Source organism: Roseibium sediminis (assembly GCF_008711325.1).
Taxonomy (GTDB): Bacteria; Pseudomonadota; Alphaproteobacteria; order Rhizobiales; family Stappiaceae; genus Roseibium; species Roseibium sediminis.
Window position 1 is genome coordinate 26,256 of sequence record NZ_VXDB01000017.1, and the last position, 15,354, is coordinate 41,609.

General features: G+C 58.0%; 14 protein-coding genes. 1 reads left to right on the forward strand and 13 read right to left on the reverse strand.

Features of this window, described 5'->3' with window-relative positions:
- Positions 1 to 31: 31 nt before the first annotated feature.
- The 8 genes from phnC to phnG form a co-directional block, all read right to left on the reverse strand.
- On the reverse strand, positions 32 to 910 hold the full coding sequence (phnC, locus tag F0155_RS16485) for a phosphonate ABC transporter ATP-binding protein (protein ID WP_150525646.1): 879 nt from the start codon (positions 908 to 910) through the stop codon (positions 32 to 34).
- Between the two features lie 105 nt (positions 911 to 1,015).
- Positions 1,016 to 1,630 (reverse strand): DapH/DapD/GlmU-related protein, encoded by a 615-nt coding sequence (locus F0155_RS16490; protein WP_150525647.1) that lies wholly within the window; start codon positions 1,628 to 1,630, stop codon positions 1,016 to 1,018.
- Between the two features lies 1 nt (position 1,631).
- Complete coding sequence (phnL, locus tag F0155_RS16495; RefSeq protein WP_150525648.1) at positions 1,632 to 2,333, reverse strand: phosphonate C-P lyase system protein PhnL; 702 nt, start codon at positions 2,331 to 2,333, stop codon at positions 1,632 to 1,634.
- Between the two features lie 3 nt (positions 2,334 to 2,336).
- On the reverse strand, positions 2,337 to 3,158 hold the full coding sequence (gene phnK, locus F0155_RS16500) for a phosphonate C-P lyase system protein PhnK (protein WP_150525712.1): 822 nt from the start codon (positions 3,156 to 3,158) through the stop codon (positions 2,337 to 2,339).
- Positions 3,159 to 3,172: 14 nt separating this feature from the next.
- Positions 3,173 to 4,057 carry an alpha-D-ribose 1-methylphosphonate 5-phosphate C-P-lyase PhnJ gene (locus tag F0155_RS16505; protein WP_150525649.1) on the reverse strand — a complete coding sequence of 295 codons (885 nt, stop codon included), beginning with the start codon at positions 4,055 to 4,057 and terminating at the stop codon, positions 3,173 to 3,175.
- A complete protein-coding gene (locus F0155_RS16510) occupies positions 4,054 to 5,151 on the reverse strand; it encodes a carbon-phosphorus lyase complex subunit (RefSeq protein ID WP_150525650.1) in 1,098 nt (365 codons plus the stop codon). Before F0155_RS16510 ends, F0155_RS16505 begins: the two co-directional genes overlap by 4 nt.
- On the reverse strand, positions 5,135 to 5,764 hold the full coding sequence (gene phnH, locus F0155_RS16515; RefSeq protein ID WP_150525651.1) for a phosphonate C-P lyase system protein PhnH: 630 nt from the start codon (positions 5,762 to 5,764) through the stop codon (positions 5,135 to 5,137). Before phnH ends, F0155_RS16510 begins: the two co-directional genes overlap by 17 nt.
- Positions 5,764 to 6,225, reverse strand: a complete 462-nt coding sequence (phnG, locus tag F0155_RS16520) for a phosphonate C-P lyase system protein PhnG (protein WP_150525652.1) — start codon at positions 6,223 to 6,225, stop codon at positions 5,764 to 5,766. Before phnG ends, phnH begins: the two co-directional genes overlap by 1 nt.
- A 115-nt stretch (positions 6,226 to 6,340) precedes the next feature.
- On the opposite strand from phnG, the gene phnF reads away from it, so the two are divergent.
- Positions 6,341 to 7,078, forward strand: a complete 738-nt coding sequence (gene phnF / locus F0155_RS16525; RefSeq protein WP_342212480.1) for a phosphonate metabolism transcriptional regulator PhnF — start codon at positions 6,341 to 6,343, stop codon at positions 7,076 to 7,078.
- An 88-nt stretch (positions 7,079 to 7,166) separates the two neighbouring features.
- On the opposite strand, the gene F0155_RS16530 is transcribed toward phnF, so the two are convergent.
- The 5 genes from F0155_RS16530 to F0155_RS16550 all read right to left on the reverse strand — a co-directional run bounded on the left by F0155_RS16530 (position 7,167) and on the right by F0155_RS16550 (position 15,339).
- Entirely contained in the window at positions 7,167 to 9,407 is a 2,241-nt protein-coding gene (locus F0155_RS16530) for a TRAP transporter permease (RefSeq protein WP_150525654.1), read from the reverse strand.
- 100 nt (positions 9,408 to 9,507) lie between these two features.
- Positions 9,508 to 10,491, reverse strand: coding sequence for a TAXI family TRAP transporter solute-binding subunit (locus F0155_RS16535; protein WP_150525655.1), 984 nt, complete (start codon positions 10,489 to 10,491; stop codon positions 9,508 to 9,510).
- Positions 10,492 to 10,753: 262 nt separating this feature from the next.
- A complete protein-coding gene (locus F0155_RS16540; RefSeq protein WP_150525656.1) occupies positions 10,754 to 12,097 on the reverse strand; it encodes a sigma-54-dependent transcriptional regulator in 1,344 nt (447 codons plus the stop codon).
- Positions 12,094 to 13,983, reverse strand: a complete 1,890-nt coding sequence (locus F0155_RS16545; RefSeq protein ID WP_208999325.1) for an ATP-binding protein — start codon at positions 13,981 to 13,983, stop codon at positions 12,094 to 12,096. Before F0155_RS16545 ends, F0155_RS16540 begins: the two co-directional genes overlap by 4 nt.
- Before the next feature lie 324 nt (positions 13,984 to 14,307).
- Positions 14,308 to 15,339: an ABC transporter substrate-binding protein gene (locus F0155_RS16550; RefSeq protein ID WP_150525657.1), complete on the reverse strand. Its 1,032-nt coding sequence runs from the start codon at positions 15,337 to 15,339 to the stop codon at positions 14,308 to 14,310.
- Between the last annotated feature and the right edge of the window lie 15 nt (positions 15,340 to 15,354).

The window sequence follows — 15,354 nt, forward strand, 5'->3', positions numbered from 1 at the left end:
ACTCGACCTCGAGCAGCAGAATTAGAAGGGGTTAGCGGTCCAGCGCCGCAACAGCAGCACTTGCGGATCCGCCCATCTGCTTGACGGGGATCCCGGCAGGGACGCGAATGCGGGTCGGGATCGGCTGTTTGCCAATGCTTGTGGATGTGATCGCTTCGGAAAACGCATCATCCAGCCCGTCGGCACCGTAGATGCTGCGGGCAGCGGCTTCGGTCAGTTCCGCGGGGACACCATCGAACACGACCTCTCCGGCCTTCATGCCAATGATCCGGTCGCAATAGGCGCGTGCGGTGTCCAGCGTGTGAAGGTTGGTAATGACCGTGATGCCTTCCTGACGATTGATGTCTCGCAAGGACTGCATGACGATCTGGGCGTTGCGCGGATCAAGAGAGGCAATCGGCTCATCGGCAAGCACCATTTGCGGCTCCTGCATCAGAGCTCTGGCGATTGCGACGCGCTGTTGCTGTCCGCCAGACAAACTGCCCGCACGCTGAAGGGCCGTCTTTTCGATGCCAAGGCGTTCAAGCGCCGCTATCGCCATGGCCCGTTCGCGCTGGTCGAACATGCCAAGGATGCTGGTCATCGTGGACCGATGGTTGAGACGGCCAAGCAGAACATTGGTCAGAACGTCCAGCCGTGGAACGAGGTTGAACTGCTGAAAGATCATGGCGCAGCTGCGTCGCCACTCGCGAAGTCCGGCGCCGCTCAACCGGGTCACATTGCGCCCCTTGAAGATGATGTCACCTTCTGTGGTGGTGGTCAGACGGTTCATCATCCGCAGCAGTGTCGATTTTCCGGCACCGGACGCTCCGATGATGCCCACCATCTGGCCCTCGGGAATTTCGACGCTCACATTCCTGACAGCAGTGTTCGAACCAAATCGCTTCGTCACATTTTCACATTTGAGCATCTGGAATCTCCTTGTTGGAAGCGATGCATAACCGCGTTCCATGAAGCTCACTTGTCAGTTTTTCTGCAGTTTTATGAAGATTGCCGATCTGGGCGCGATCACGCGTCACGAACCATATTTTTCAACGAATTCATCGACTTGAAGATTGCGGAAGTCATCGATCCGTTCGTGAAGCTGGCTGTGTGACCATTCCCACCAGGAAAGGTCGTGCAGTCTTGTCACCAGCCTGTCATCAAAGCGCATGCGGATCAGTCTGGCCGGCGAGCCACCGACAATGGCATAGGGAGCGACGTCCTTCGTGACGACGGATCCGGAGCCGACAACCGCGCCGTTTCCAATGGTGACTCCGGGCATGATGATTGCCCCGTGGCCGATCCAGGTATCATGGCCGATATGGATACGGTGGTCGCGGCGCCAGTCGAAGAAACCGTCTTCGTTTTCAGCATCCTCGAAATAGTCGCCTGCCCGATAGGTGAAATGATGCTGGGTTGCCCGCCACATGGGATGGTTGGTGGCATTGATGCGCACGTGGCTGGCAATGTTGGAGAACTTGCCGATTGAGGCGCACCAGGCTTCGGTCTGGCGGATCAGGTAGGAATAGTCGCCCACCTCGCATTCGCTGACGATGCAGCCTTCGTCTATCTCGGTGTAACGACCGAGGGTCGACCTTGTCACCCGGGCCGTTTCGTGGATCAGCGGCGTTTCGGAGAGCTTTGGCATGTCACGCCGCCTTTTGAACGGCAAAGCGCGAAACATCGATCACACGGTCGGCCACGGCCTCGCGCACATCCTGATCGTGGAAGATGCCAAGAAGGGCTGCCCCGGTCGCCTTCTTTTCATTGATCAGGTCAATCACCACCTTGCGATTGGCCGCATCCAGAGATGCGGTCGGCTCGTCCAGCAAGAGAACCGGGTGGTCGGTGACAAAACCGCGCGCAATATTGACCCGTTGCTGTTCCCCGCCGGAAAAGGTTGCGGGTGGAAGGCTCCAGAGCCGCTCCGGAAGGTTCAGCCGCTCAAGCAGGACAGATGCCCGCTCATACGCTTGTGCCTGTTCAGTTCCATTGCTCGTCAGCGGTTCGGCAACGACATCAAGCGCCGAAACACGCGGCAGAACACGCAGAAACTGACTGACATAGCCGATGGACTCGCGGCGGATCTCGATGATCTTTCTTGGCTCGGCCGTGACGATATCGACCGTTTCGCCATGGTGTTGCACGAGAATCTGGCCGCTATCGGCGAGATAATTGCCGTAGATCATCTTCAGGATCGAACTCTTGCCGATCCCGGACGGGCCTCCGAGCACGGCACATTCGCCCTTGCCAACATGGAAACCGACTTTGGCGACAACCGGGATTTCCATCCCGCCGCGCATGTGCATGGTGAAAGACTTTGTAGCCTCGGAAACAATCAGGGGAACCATGGATCAGACCTGCAAAATTGAGGAAACAAGCAGCTGGGTGTACGCAGCCTGCGGATCGTCCAGAAGCTGATCCGTAAGACCGGTTTCAATCACCTCCCCGTCCTTCATCACCATCATGCGGTGAGACAGGAGCCGGGCCACGGCGAGATCATGGGTAACGATGATAACCGCGAGACCGAGATCAGCGACGAGGCCGCGCAGCAGATCAAGCATGCGGGCTTGCACCGAGACATCGAGGCCGCCGGTCGGCTCGTCCATGAAAACGAGACGGGGATGGGTCACCAGATTGCGGGCAATCTGCAGGCGCTGCCGCATCCCGCCGGAAAACGCCCGCGGTTGGTCATCGATGCGGTCAGCGGCGATCTCGACCTTGGTGAGCCAATCGGTTGCCGTTTCGCGGATGCGACCGTAGTGGCGCTCCCCTACGGCCATGAGGCGTTCGCCGACATTGGCTCCGGCAGACACCGTCATGCGCAGTCCATCTGCCGGATTCTGGTGTACGAAACCCCAGTCCGTGCGCATGAGAAAGCGCCGTTCGGCTTCTCCCATCCGGTAAAGGTTTTTCACGGATCCATCGCGAAAACGGTAGGTCACTTCGCCTGTAGTGGGTTCCATGCGGGTGGAAATGCAATTCAGAAGGGTGGTCTTGCCTGACCCCGATTCTCCCACAATCGCCAGAACCTCGCCGGGGTAGAGAGTGAAGGAGACATTCCGACAGCCGATGCGGTCCCCATAGTAGTGGGAGACACCGCTCACCGAGAGAAGCGGCTTGTCGCGCCCGTGTCTTTCGGCACCTTGCCCATCCAGACCATTCGGGATTTGCATATTTCTTGCCTCCATCAGACGATCTCCCCGTTCGAGGCCGAAACGGACTCAGCTTCACCGCGTCGCTCTTCGCAGAAATCCGTGTCGGAGCAGCAGAACATCCGCCCTCCCTTGTCATCGAGGATCATTTCATCGAGATAGACGCCCTCCGCGCCGCACAGGGCACAAGGCTGCTCGAACCGGTTCACCTCGAAGGGATGATCCTCAAAGTCGAGCGACACAACGCTGGTATAGGGCGGTATGGCGTAGATCCGCTTCTCCCGGCCCGCTCCAAAAAGCTGCAGGGCTGCGCAATTGTCCATTTTGGGATTGTCGAATTTGGGGGTCGGGGAAGGATCCATCACATAGCGGCCCTCGACCTTTACCGGATAGGCGTAGGTCGTGGCGATGTGGCCGTTCCTTGCGATGTCCTCGTAGAGCTTGACGTGCATGAGGCCGTATTCCTCAAGCGCATGCATCTTCCGCGTTTCCGTTTCGCGGGGCTCCAGAAAGCGAAGCGGCTCAGGGATCGGAACCTGATAGACCAGCACCTGCCCTTCCTTCAGCGGCGCTTCGGGAATTCTGTGGCGCGTCTGGATGACCGTGGCCTCACCGGTCCGCGTGGTCGTCTCGACCCCAGCCGTTTTTTCAAAGAACTTGCGAATGGAGACGGCATTGGTCGTATCGTCAGAGCCCTGATCGATGACTTTCAGCACATCCTCCGGTCCGATGATGGATGCCGTGACCTGAACCCCGCCAGTTCCCCAGCCGTAGGGCATGGGCATTTCTCGGCTGGCGAAGGGAACCTGGTAGCCGGGGATGGCAATCGCCTTGAGAATGGCACGGCGGATCATCCGTTTGGTCTGCTCATCCAGATAGGCGAAATTGTAGGCTGCAAGGCCTGTGTCCTGCAGGGTCATTCCGCTGCCTCCTGCATGTTTTCAGCGCGGTGTGCATGTTCGGCGCGCATCTTGCGCACCAGCTCAAGTTCGGCTTGAAAATCAACGTAGTGGGGAAGTTTCAGGTGTTCGACAAAGCCGGTCGCCTGAACGTTGTCGCTGTGGGATATGACGAATTCCTCGTCCTGCGCGGCGGCAACCCTGTCTTCGCCGAGTTCTCCGGCGCGAAGGGCACGGTCGCAGAGCGCCATGGACATCGCCTTGCGCTCGCTCTGGCCGAAGACCAGTCCATAACTTCTTGTGAACTGGGGTGGTGCCTTGGCCGAGCCCTTGAACTGGTTGACCATCTGGCATTCGGTGATCTGAACACGGCCAAGGACCGACGCCCCGCCCAGTTCGGGTGCCTCAAACTCGACCTCGACTTCCCCGATGCGGATTTCGCCGACAAAGGGATGGTTGCGGGCATAGCCGCGCTGGGTCGAGTAGCCAAGTGCAAGCAGGAACCCTTCATCGCCGCGCGACAGCGCCTGCAATCTGGTTTCCCGTTCCAAAGGGAACTCCAAAGGTGTGCGGGTGATGTCGGCAGGGTCGCGACCAGACGGGTCGCCGTCCGGCTCGATCAAGCCTTCCCCGGCAAGGATATCCGACACCCGCATAGGCTTTTCCGGGGCCTCCTCAAACCGTCGCTCGGGCGCATCAGGAACCGTCTCCCCGGCGAGGGCGGGATCAAGCAAGCGGTGGGTATAATCGAAGGTCGGACCGAGCATCTGACCGCCCGGTAGATCCTTGTAGGTTGCAGAGATCCGGCGCTCCAGCTTCATGTCGCCGGTATCGATCGGTTCGCTATAACCAAAGCGCGGCAAGGTGGTTCGATAGGCGCGGACCAGAAAGATCGCCTCTATCAGGTCACCACGCGCCTGTTTGATGGCAAGTGCGGCCAGCTCACGGTCGTAAAGCGAGCCTTCACTCATCACGCGGTCGACAGCCAGAGACAACTGACCTGAAATCTGGTCGAGCGAAAGCTCGGAAATCTCGGGATCGCCCCTACGCCGGTCGGCCAGAAGCCGATGGGCATTGTCGATGGCCTTTTCGCCCCCCTTAACGGCTACGTACATCGTGGCCTCCAAGCTTTTCATCAATTCGTGTGGTGCGCGGGAGCGCGGCGAGTTGGTCCTTCGAGGTGAAGATCAAATCCACGCCGCGCGGAAATAGGGCCCTGTTCGCAGCCCAGAAATCCGGGAACCCTTCAGGCAGTCCTTCCGGCGCAAATGACACCACTTCCTTGATGCCCGGTCCCGAGAGCTGGAATTTCTGCGCGCTCGAAAACCCGGCGACCTGGAGGATGATCGAGGTTGAACGGTCCGGGTATTCCTGAGAACCTGCGGCAAATCCCTGCAAGTCCGCGACTGAACGGACAGCATCAAGAATGGCAAACTGCGCCAATTCCTTTTCAGCCGTGATCGCTGTTCCGGTATGAAAGGCGAGCCAGTCTCGAACAGCTGAAGTGTTCACCGTTTCATCCAGCCAAACGACCGTATCGGCGTCACACAGCGTAAGAGCGACAATCGCTGTCATGGCGCTCAGAGGTGACGGCGGGACAACGTGGATGCCGGGAGACTGCAACGTTCCGGGCCTTGAAAGTGCATTCATGAGCGCTGCAAAGCCGATCTGCGCGTCAAGAACCTGATTGGAAAATCCGCCGTCCACGGCGGTGCCGGTTGCCAACATCAGTCTTCTCCGCGAACCATGGTGAAAAAATCGACCCGCGTGGCTGCCGTTTCGGCGGCCCGGGTGTCATCGCGTTTGCGAATTGCCTCTTGAAGCGGGGCTATCAGCTGTTCATGGACCCGGTTTCTCTCTCCGGCGTCCTGACACAGCGCATCAACAACCGCGGCAATCGTTGCACGCTGGCTGTCACGGCCGAGGGTCATTGCATGTCCAACGCGGCCGTCATCCAGCCGAACGGTCGCCCTCGTCGCCGTTGCATCTCCGAACGGAAAGGGCGCACCGCCTCCGCCAATGCGACCGCGCAGGGAAACAAGACCGATTTCCGGCCCGCGCACGAAGCGGAAATCCGGATCAAGTCCCAGAGCCTGCCAATGACGCAGAAGGTCTGCTGCCGGTGCAGTGGCCAAAACAGCGGACCTTTCCTGCCGGTCCGTGGGCGGTTCAATCGCCTGTGAAGTCATTCGGAACCTCGTCGCCCTATTTGTCTATTAATGTAGACAACTGTACATGTTTGACTTATCGGTAGCCCACCTGCATGACAAAGTTATGACCGAGGGAGACACCCGATTGAAAAATGTGCTTCGTCGACGGTCCGGTGTGGCGTTGTGGCGCCAGATTGCCGAAGAAATCCGATTTGGCCTTGCAGCCGGCCTCGTTGACGCTGCGGGCAAGCTTCCCGGTGAAATGGCATTGGCGGCGCGTTTCAACGTCAATCGGCATACGGTCCGTTCCGCCTTGAAATCGCTGGCCGATGAGGGTGTTGTTGAAACGCGGCACGGCGATGGAACCTATGTCATCAGCACACCGCGTATCATCTATCCGCTTGGCCGTCGGACCCGGTTTTCCGACGGGGTCGGCGCGCAGGCACGGTCAAAGCGTGGCGTGCTGCTGGAAAGCCTGACCGAAGAAGCAGATCGACAACTCGCCACTGCGCTCGGCGTGAGCGTCGGAGCTCCCCTCGTCCGCCTCCAAACCCTGAGCGAAGCCGACGGCGTCCCCCTTGCCCTGTCCAACAGCTGGTTTGACGCTGTGCGTTTTAGCGAGATGGCCGAAATCTATCGGGATTGTGGCTCGATCACCGAATCCCTCCGGCGTCAGGGTGTGGACGATTATGTCCGCCAATCCACCACAGTCGAGGCACGGCATGCCAGCGAAACAGAAACCGACCGCCTTGGGCTTTCTGCAGGCGCGATCGTTCTGGTGACAAAGGCGATCAACACGGATCGGAATGGTGTGCCCGTTGAATATTCCATCTCCCAGTTTCCGGCAGATCGGATCTCCCTGACCGTGCAGTCAGATCGCGACTGGTTCTGATTTGGGGCAGATGGTCGGCGTAAAGTGCAAAAAACCGGGCAGAAGGATCACTTCTGCCCGGTTTTCCATGAGTGTCGTTCGCGTTAGATCAATCTGCGCCGCGAACCGGGATGCTGGCATTCTCCTTGGGATGGAAGATCCGCTGGATCGCAAAGACCGCCCCTGCAATCCCAAGCCCGATAAGATCGGACACGAGCCCTCCTTCAATCATGAGCAGCGCTGAAGCAAGCAGACCAAGTCGCAGGAACCAGGGGGCTACGCCTCCGAGGAACCACCCCTGAACGGCCGAGGACAAGAGGAACACACCCACGACGGCCGTGATGCCTGCACGCAAGATCTCAAGGATCGTCCCGTCCATCAGCAGTGCTGAGTTGTAGAAGAACATGAACGGCACGATGAAGGCGGCAATTCCGATCTTGAACGAGGTGACCGATGTTTCCATCGGGTTCGCGCCCGAAATACCGGCAGCTGCATAACTTGCCAGCGCGACCGGAGGCGTGATCGCTGACAGCACCGCGAAGTAGAAGACGAAGAAATGAGCTGTCAGAAGCGGGATGCCAAGCTGGACGAGGCCGGGGGCAACGACCGATGCTGCAACTGCATAGGCTGCCGTGGTTGGCATACCCATTCCCAGAAGGATGGAAATGCACATCGCGAAGAACAGCGCCAGCAGCTGGCTGGTGTCAGCAAGGTTCAACAACAGGGTCGAGAACCGTGCCCCTACGCCGGTGAGCGAAATCACGCCAACGATGATGCCGGCACATGCACAGACCACGATGATCTGCACCGACATCGTTCCCGCGATCTCGAATGCCTTGAAGATTGACTTCGGTCCCATGCGGTAAGGTGTCAGCCAGGAAATCACGGCGGCGGCGATGGTTGCCAATGTGCCTGCCCGAATGACCGAATAGCCCATGAACAACGCGTAGATCAGGATCAGGATCGGAACGAACAGATAGACCTGACGCATCATCTGGCCGAGTTTCGGCAACTCGTCGGAACGCATCCCGCGCATGCCGAGCTTTGCCGCCTCGAAGTCGACCATGAAGTACACGGACACGAAATAGAGGATGGCCGGGATGACGGCGGCGATGGTGATGTCCGTGTAGGAAATACCGGTGATCTCCGTCATGATGAACGCACCGGCCCCCATGATCGGCGGCATGATCTGGCCACCCGTTGAGGCAGCTGCTTCAACGGCACCGGCGGTCTTGCGGTGATAGCCCACCTTCTTCATCAGCGGAATGGTCAGGGACCCAGTCGACACGACGTTGCCGGCAGAGGTTCCGTTGATCATGCCCATCAGGCCGGAAGCAAAGATGGCAACCTTTGCAGGACCACCGCGGGCACGCCCGGCAGCTGCGAAGGCGAAGTTGACGAAATAGTCTCCCACCTTTGACGCCTGAAGGAACGCAGCAAAGATGATGAAGAGAATGATGTAGGTGGAGGACACGGCTGTCGTAGGCCCGAGAATACCTGCATCGGTGTAGACCTGGCTGAAGAAGCGCTGCCAGGTGATGGCGGGCGAATTCAGGAAGCCGGGCAGTTTGTCGCCAACAAATACATAGACGAGGAAGACGCCAGCAATCACGACAAGCGCCATGCCTGCAACACGGCGCGTCAATTCCATGATCAGAGCCGTTCCTGCAAGCGCGGCAATCGAGATGCCGATCGGGGCGAATGGAGTGCCCGTGGAATTGCGCATCAAGGTGCCGTAGATCGTGATCAGATATGTGGCAACGGCTACGCCGCAGACAGCAAGAACGACATCGGGCGCAGCGAACCCGGACCGGGCCCGCTTGTGGAACCAGGACAGGACGATCCCGCCCAGCGTCGCAACCAGCAGCGGCACGCCGAAAAGGTAGGTTTCGCTGAACTTGATACCGGCATCAATGCCGTTCCACATCTTGCCGCCACTAATTTCGGCAGCAAAGGAAAAGGCCATACCGACAGACAAAAGCGCCGGGATCATCAACGCATAGGCGAGATAGCCGAGAACCTTGGTCTCCTTGCCGTCCTCAGGGAAGTCCAGCCGACCTGCGAAGAGAAGAAAACCAAGCGCCAGAGCGCCGGCTATGTGAACAATGCGGAAGTTCCAGGTTTCCATGGGGAACGTTGGCAGGAACGGAATGTTGATCCCGGTCAATCCGGAGATGGACAATCCGTTCAGGGCTGCCATGTGAAACGCGGCATAGAAGGCTGCGAACCCTGCAACAAGCAGAAGGTCCCGTCCTTCGAACAAACGTCTGTTGATTTCGACCGGCTCTTCATCGACGCCATGGGCAATCAGATGATCGTCGTCTTCCGCCTTGATTGTCTTGTCGGTCATGTGTCCCCGCAGTCCCGGCTTAAATTCCGCGATTGTTATGCGTCTTTGGAAAAAACGCCGCGCATAGAGCGCGGCGCAAACTGTTGATTATGAACGTGGATCAGTTGCCGTGGATCATGTCGGCGGGAATGTCCGCGCCAGCATTTTCCTTGAACCATTCGGCAGCACCCGGATGCCACTTCAGGACCGTGTTCTTGTTCCAGTTCTCAGGCAGCGTGGACCGGGCAGCCTTGTGGATGTTCACCATCCGCTCGTTGTCGGACATCACCACATTGACGGCAGCTTTCACGAAGGACGCCGGCAGATCGCAGTTTGCGACCGCAAAGTTCCACATCGATACGGAACGAGCCGGAGCCTTCAGCGTGGAATAGGTGCTTTCGGCAATCGCAAAGTCGTAAACCGGGAAGGCCTTCAGGATCTTGGCCTGCTCTTCTTCAGTGAACTCGATAATGTTGATGTCGGTCTGGACTTCAAGCTGGCTGACAGCGGGAACCGGAACACCTGCGGCAAAGGCGATCACGTCCAGAAGGCCATCCTGCAGCTGACCACCGAGGTCCGCCCAGCCGCCGTTGCGACGCTCGAACTTGACACCAAGCTCTTCCATCATGCGCGGGAAGTAGGTGTCGGAGGTGGACCCCGCCGGACCAAAACCGATCTTTGCCCCTTCCGGAATGTCCGCAATGGACTTGATGCCGGAAGATGTCAGCGCGGTGATGGAGAATGGCGTCTGGTACATCGGGAACATGGCGCAGACATTGGTCATCGGCAGGCCCGGTGCAATCGGATTGGTGCCTGCCAGGGATTCTGCAGCCGGTCCCATGGTGGTCATGCCGAACTGCGCATCACCGGTGTGAACCAGCGCCATGTTCTGCATCGGACCGCCGGTCACTTCGCCGCCGCCGGAAAGACCCAGCTCTTCAGCAACAAGGTTTGCCCAGCCAGAGCCATAGGCGAAATAGGTGCCGCCTTGAGATGCGGTGCCGACCGTGAAGCTTTCCGGCCAACCGGTACGGTCTTCAGCAATGGCGACAGTAGCGGACATCGCCAGTGCGATGGCTGCGCTCGTCATGGAAGCAATCTTCATCAAATCCTCCTGAATATCTGTCCCTGTCGGGAACCGAGGCGCCTTTTTGGGGTGCTCGTGCCGCCTGTCTGTTTGATTGGCGGACGCTCCTCCCAAAGCGCTCCCCTTGCCTAAAACAAGGCGAGCCGGGCTTTCTCAAGAAGAAAGCGATGTGAAAGGGGAGAAACTTGCCCCGTCATTCAAGGAATGGGTCACTTCGGTGACAAACGCGAATAGAACTGTTTCAGATGCTGCACATTCTGGAGCTGATCGCGAATTGTGCCTATTCTTGATAGTTTTTGCGAGAAAGTCCGTATTTCTGCATTTTTTCATACAGGGCCTTGCGGGAAATCCTCAAAGACTGATGGGCTTCGGTGACATTACCCGATGAAGCGGCAAGGGCGGCGGCAATCAGGGACTTTTCATGCAGGGCGAGCCTGTCGGACAATCCAAGGTCACCATCTGATCCGTCCTCCTCGCTGCTGCCCCAACCAAGCCCCAAACCGAGCGTAAACCTGTCTGCAGCGTTTCTCAGCTCGCGCACATTGCCCGGCCATTCCCGTCCCGCAATATCGGCCAAAACGGAGTTCGGCACTTGTGGCGCCTCGCGGTGATAGCGGATTGCAGCCTCGGCAAGCAGCCGCGAAAACAGGAGCGGAATATCCTCCCTGCGATCGTTCAGCGAGGGAACATGAAGGGTCACGACATTCAGCCGATACAAGAGATCAGGCCTGAACGTGCCCTGCTGCACTTCGTACTCAAGGTTTTTCTTGGTCGCCCCGATAAACCGCACATCGAGTTCAATCGGATCATTGGAGCCGAGGCGCGTCACGACCCTGTTTTGTATGGCATGCAGAAGCTTGGTCTGCATTGGCGGGGAAAGGCTGTCGATCTCGTCCAGCAGAACCGTTCCGCCCCGTGCGCCTTCGAACCGGCCAACCCTTGTTCGCATGGCGCCGGGGAAGGCCCCGGCCTCGTGTCCGAAGAGCTCGCTTTCGACGAGATTGGCCGGCAGGGCCCCGCAATTGATATGAATGAAGGGCATCCTTGCCCTTGAGGAGGCATTGTGGATGGCGCGGCTGGCCACTTCCTTCCCAACGCCGGTGTCCCCGGTAACCAGAAGATCTATGTCAGCAGCAGCAACCGCCCTTATCTGATCCCGCAGCTTTTCCATCACCGCGCTTCGGCCATGTAGCGTGGCTTCAACGGCATCACGAGCGCCCACCGTTTCGCGCAGACTGCGGTTCTCGACAGTCAGACGTCGCTTGTCGAGCGCGCGGCGCACGGTGTCCACCAGACGACTTGGAGCAAACGGCTTTTCCAGAAAGTCATAAGCGCCGTCGCGCATCGAGCTGACGGCCAGCTCAACATCCCCATGCCCGGTCACCAGAATAACCGGAAATTCGTTGTCAATCTGGAGGACCTTTTGCATCAGCTCCACGCCATCCATGCCGGGTAAGCGAATGTCGGTCACCAGAATTCCGGAAAAATCCCTTGAAATACGATCCAGCGCGGGAAGCGCTTCGCTGAAGCATTCGACGTTCAGGCCTTCCAGCTCCAGGCTCTGTTTGGCCGTGAAGCGAAGATGTTCCTCATCGTCGACAAACAGGATTTTCTGGTCGTTCATCTGGCCACGTCTTCCAGCTTCATTGCCTCGCTCGTCGCCTCTCCTGTAACCTTGCGCAGCACCAATTCAAAGACCGCACCTCCATCGGGATGGTTGGAAACCTTCAGGTCCCCGTCAAAATCCTTGATGATATTGTAGGAAATCGAGAGCCCGAGCCCCATGCCCTCACCGGGCTGCTTGGTGGTGTAAAAGGGATCAAAGACCCTTTCGAGATCTTCCTCAGCCACTCCCGGCCCATGGTCACGAACCGTGACCTTGCAATGGTCCCCGAGATCTTCAAGTCCCACCTCAATCTGCGGATATTGCTGATCATTCATTGCATCGAGTGCATTGGAGAAAAGGTTCACGATGACCTGCTGCAAGCGGATATGGCCGCCCAACACTTGAATGTCTTTGTCCGGGGGATCGAATGCCAGAGTCGCATTGACCGAATTCAAACGGGGTTGCACCAGCGCCTTTGCATCATTGATGATCTGCGCCACAAGAACCGGCCGGGTCTTTTCCCCCGGACGGCGCGCAAAGTTTCTCAAATGCCTCGAAATCTGCGCCATTCGGTCGGCCATGTCCGAAATGCGCGTAACATTTTCACGGGTCTCTGCTGTCCGGCCGATATCGAGCAATTTGACCGCATTGTCGGCGTAGGACTTCACTGCTGCGAGCGGCTGGTTGAATTCATGGCTGAGCGCCGCTGACATTTGGCCAAGAGCTGCCAGCTTTCCTGCCTGCACCAGCTCGGCCTGCGTTGCTCTCAAGCGATTTTCGGCAGCCTTGCGCTCCACGATTTCCCCCATGAGCTGTTCATTGCTTCGATGGAGATCAACGGTGCGCTCGGCAACCCGTGCTTCCAGCTGATCATGGGCCGCCTTTTGGGTTTCCAGACGCTCCAGCAGCTGCGCCCTTCTTTGAAGGTAAAAGGCGGCCGCCAGGCCAATCAGCATGATCACGAGAACAACAATCAGCAGGGTGGCCAGCGTATGTGTCCGCGCCTGTGTCGCGGGGACAAGTATACGCACAGTCCATGCGGCATTTGCGACATAGATCGCTGTGCTCACATACTCGCTCGTGATCCCGCCATCCGTTATGAGCACCCTTTCGACAGTCCCGCCAAGAGGTGTCACCTTGTTGTCCAACGGCTCAAGTTCCCCGATCGGGTATTGACGGTTGGTTCCGATTTCCCGTAGCTGCTCGGCAGTCAGGGGCTGCAGGGTCTTGAAATGCCAATCCGGCCGACTGGCCATGAACACGACACCGTTCACGTCGGAAACCATCATTTGATGATCGGCATCCCTCCAGGCTTGCTCGAACCCGTCGACGGTGAATTTCAGGGCAACGACGCCGATAATCCGCTCTTCATATTCTATGGGAGCTGCGAAGAAATACCCGCGCTCTCCGGAGGTGATACCAAGGGCAAAAAAACGACCCGTTCCCCCCTCAAGGGCCTGGGTGAAATACGGACGATAGGCAAAGTTCCGACCGTAGAATGAACGCTCCTTCTGGTAGTTGCTGGTTGCAACCGTCGTCCCGGACACATCCATGACGTAGACATCCGAAGCCTTGAGGCGGTCAGCGGAGAGCCGCAATTCCTCGTTCACCGCCATTACCAGTGCTTCATCATCCGGAGCGTTCAGGAGATCGACGAGAACCGACTTCTTGGCAATGAGAAAGGGGAGAGCTTCATAACGATGCAGGGCACCATTGAGGCCCGCGACCGTCAGTTTCAGCGTGTCCTTGCTGCGCAGGCCCACCTGCATCTGAAAATACCGCTCCAGAACAGGAGCCGCGACGAGTGAAACAAGGATCGATGCGAGGACAAAAAGGGAGAGAAGGGCGCTCGTCGTAATCCGGAACCCCTTGTTTCTCGACCGCGTTATACCTGCTATATCCACGTCGGCTGGCACCCTTGTCGGATCTTCATGTTCCGCTTCACTTTCCGTTCGCTTTCCGGTTCCCCAATCTTGTGGCGCACATGCGGCGTCCTAACGAAAACCAGGGCGCGAACCGGCAGCTGCCATTCCACGTTCTAGTGACAAGATGCCCCCGTGTTTCCGTGGAACCCCGGTTTTCCCCTCATATTGGAAATTAACGTGGTCAATCAACAAGGGCCTGAGAATCCAGCACACAAAAAACACCTCCCGGCTGCACACTTCAGGGGAAGGCTCCCCATAAAAAGCGCCGCCGGGAGGGGCAATTGTTTCAGATGGAGCCGTGTCCTACTTGTTCACGTCCGTCCAGATCTTTGCATAGAACTCGTTGACCTCCGGCGCACAGGATTGAAGGAAAGCGCCCGCCTCCTGAAATTCGGACGGAACGACCAGTTCCGGCGCATCCTTCATGGCCGGATCCATGAAGGCTTCCGATCCCTTGATGCCGTTGGAGTATTTGGCGAAGTTGGAGATCATCGCCGCATTCTCCGGATCCATAATGAAGTTCATGAACAATTTGGCGTTTTCCGGGTTCTTTGCGTCAGCCAGAATGGCGACGCTGTCCATGAAGAACGGGAAGCCCTCCTTCGGAAAGCCGAAGCGCACATCGGTGTTCTTTTCCCGCGCGCGCATGGCGGCACCGTTCCAGTAATAGGCCGCCGCATAGTCGCGGGAGGCGAATTTTTCGATGGTGCCGTAGTCCATCGCAATCCACTTCGGCTTGGCTTCGACCAGCTTGTCGCGCACCTTTTTGAGGACTTCCTTGTCCGTGGTGCACCACTCACCACCGAAATAGCGGATTGTGGCGAAGAGCACGTCATTCATTTCCGGCGCGACGTTGATCTTGCCAACGAGTTCAGCGGGTGGATCGAGGAAGATGGAGGACGTGTTGATGTCCCCCTTGTAGACGGAGGTATCGACCGTGATGCCGGTCAGTCCCCACTGCCACGGCACGGTGTAATCGCGGCCCATGTCCCAGGGGACATTGACCCAGCGCTCGTCAACGTTCTTGAAATTCTCCATCTGGTCGGGGCGCGCCTCCAGCAACAGCCCTTCATTCACCCAGATCGGAACATAGTTTGCGGACGGAACCACAATGTCGAACCCGTGCCCGCCGGCACGTACCTTTGCCAGGGCGGTGTCGTTGGAATCGTAATCGGTGATCGTGACCTTGACGTTGTAGGTGTCCTCGAACTTCTTGATCATCTCCGGGCTGGTGTAATTGCCCCAGTTGTAGATGTTCAGCTCACCTTCCGCCTGTGCCACCGCAGGCAACAAAGCAATTGCCGCCACTGCGGACAAAAGTCGTTTCACTCTCATTGCACCTGTCCTCCC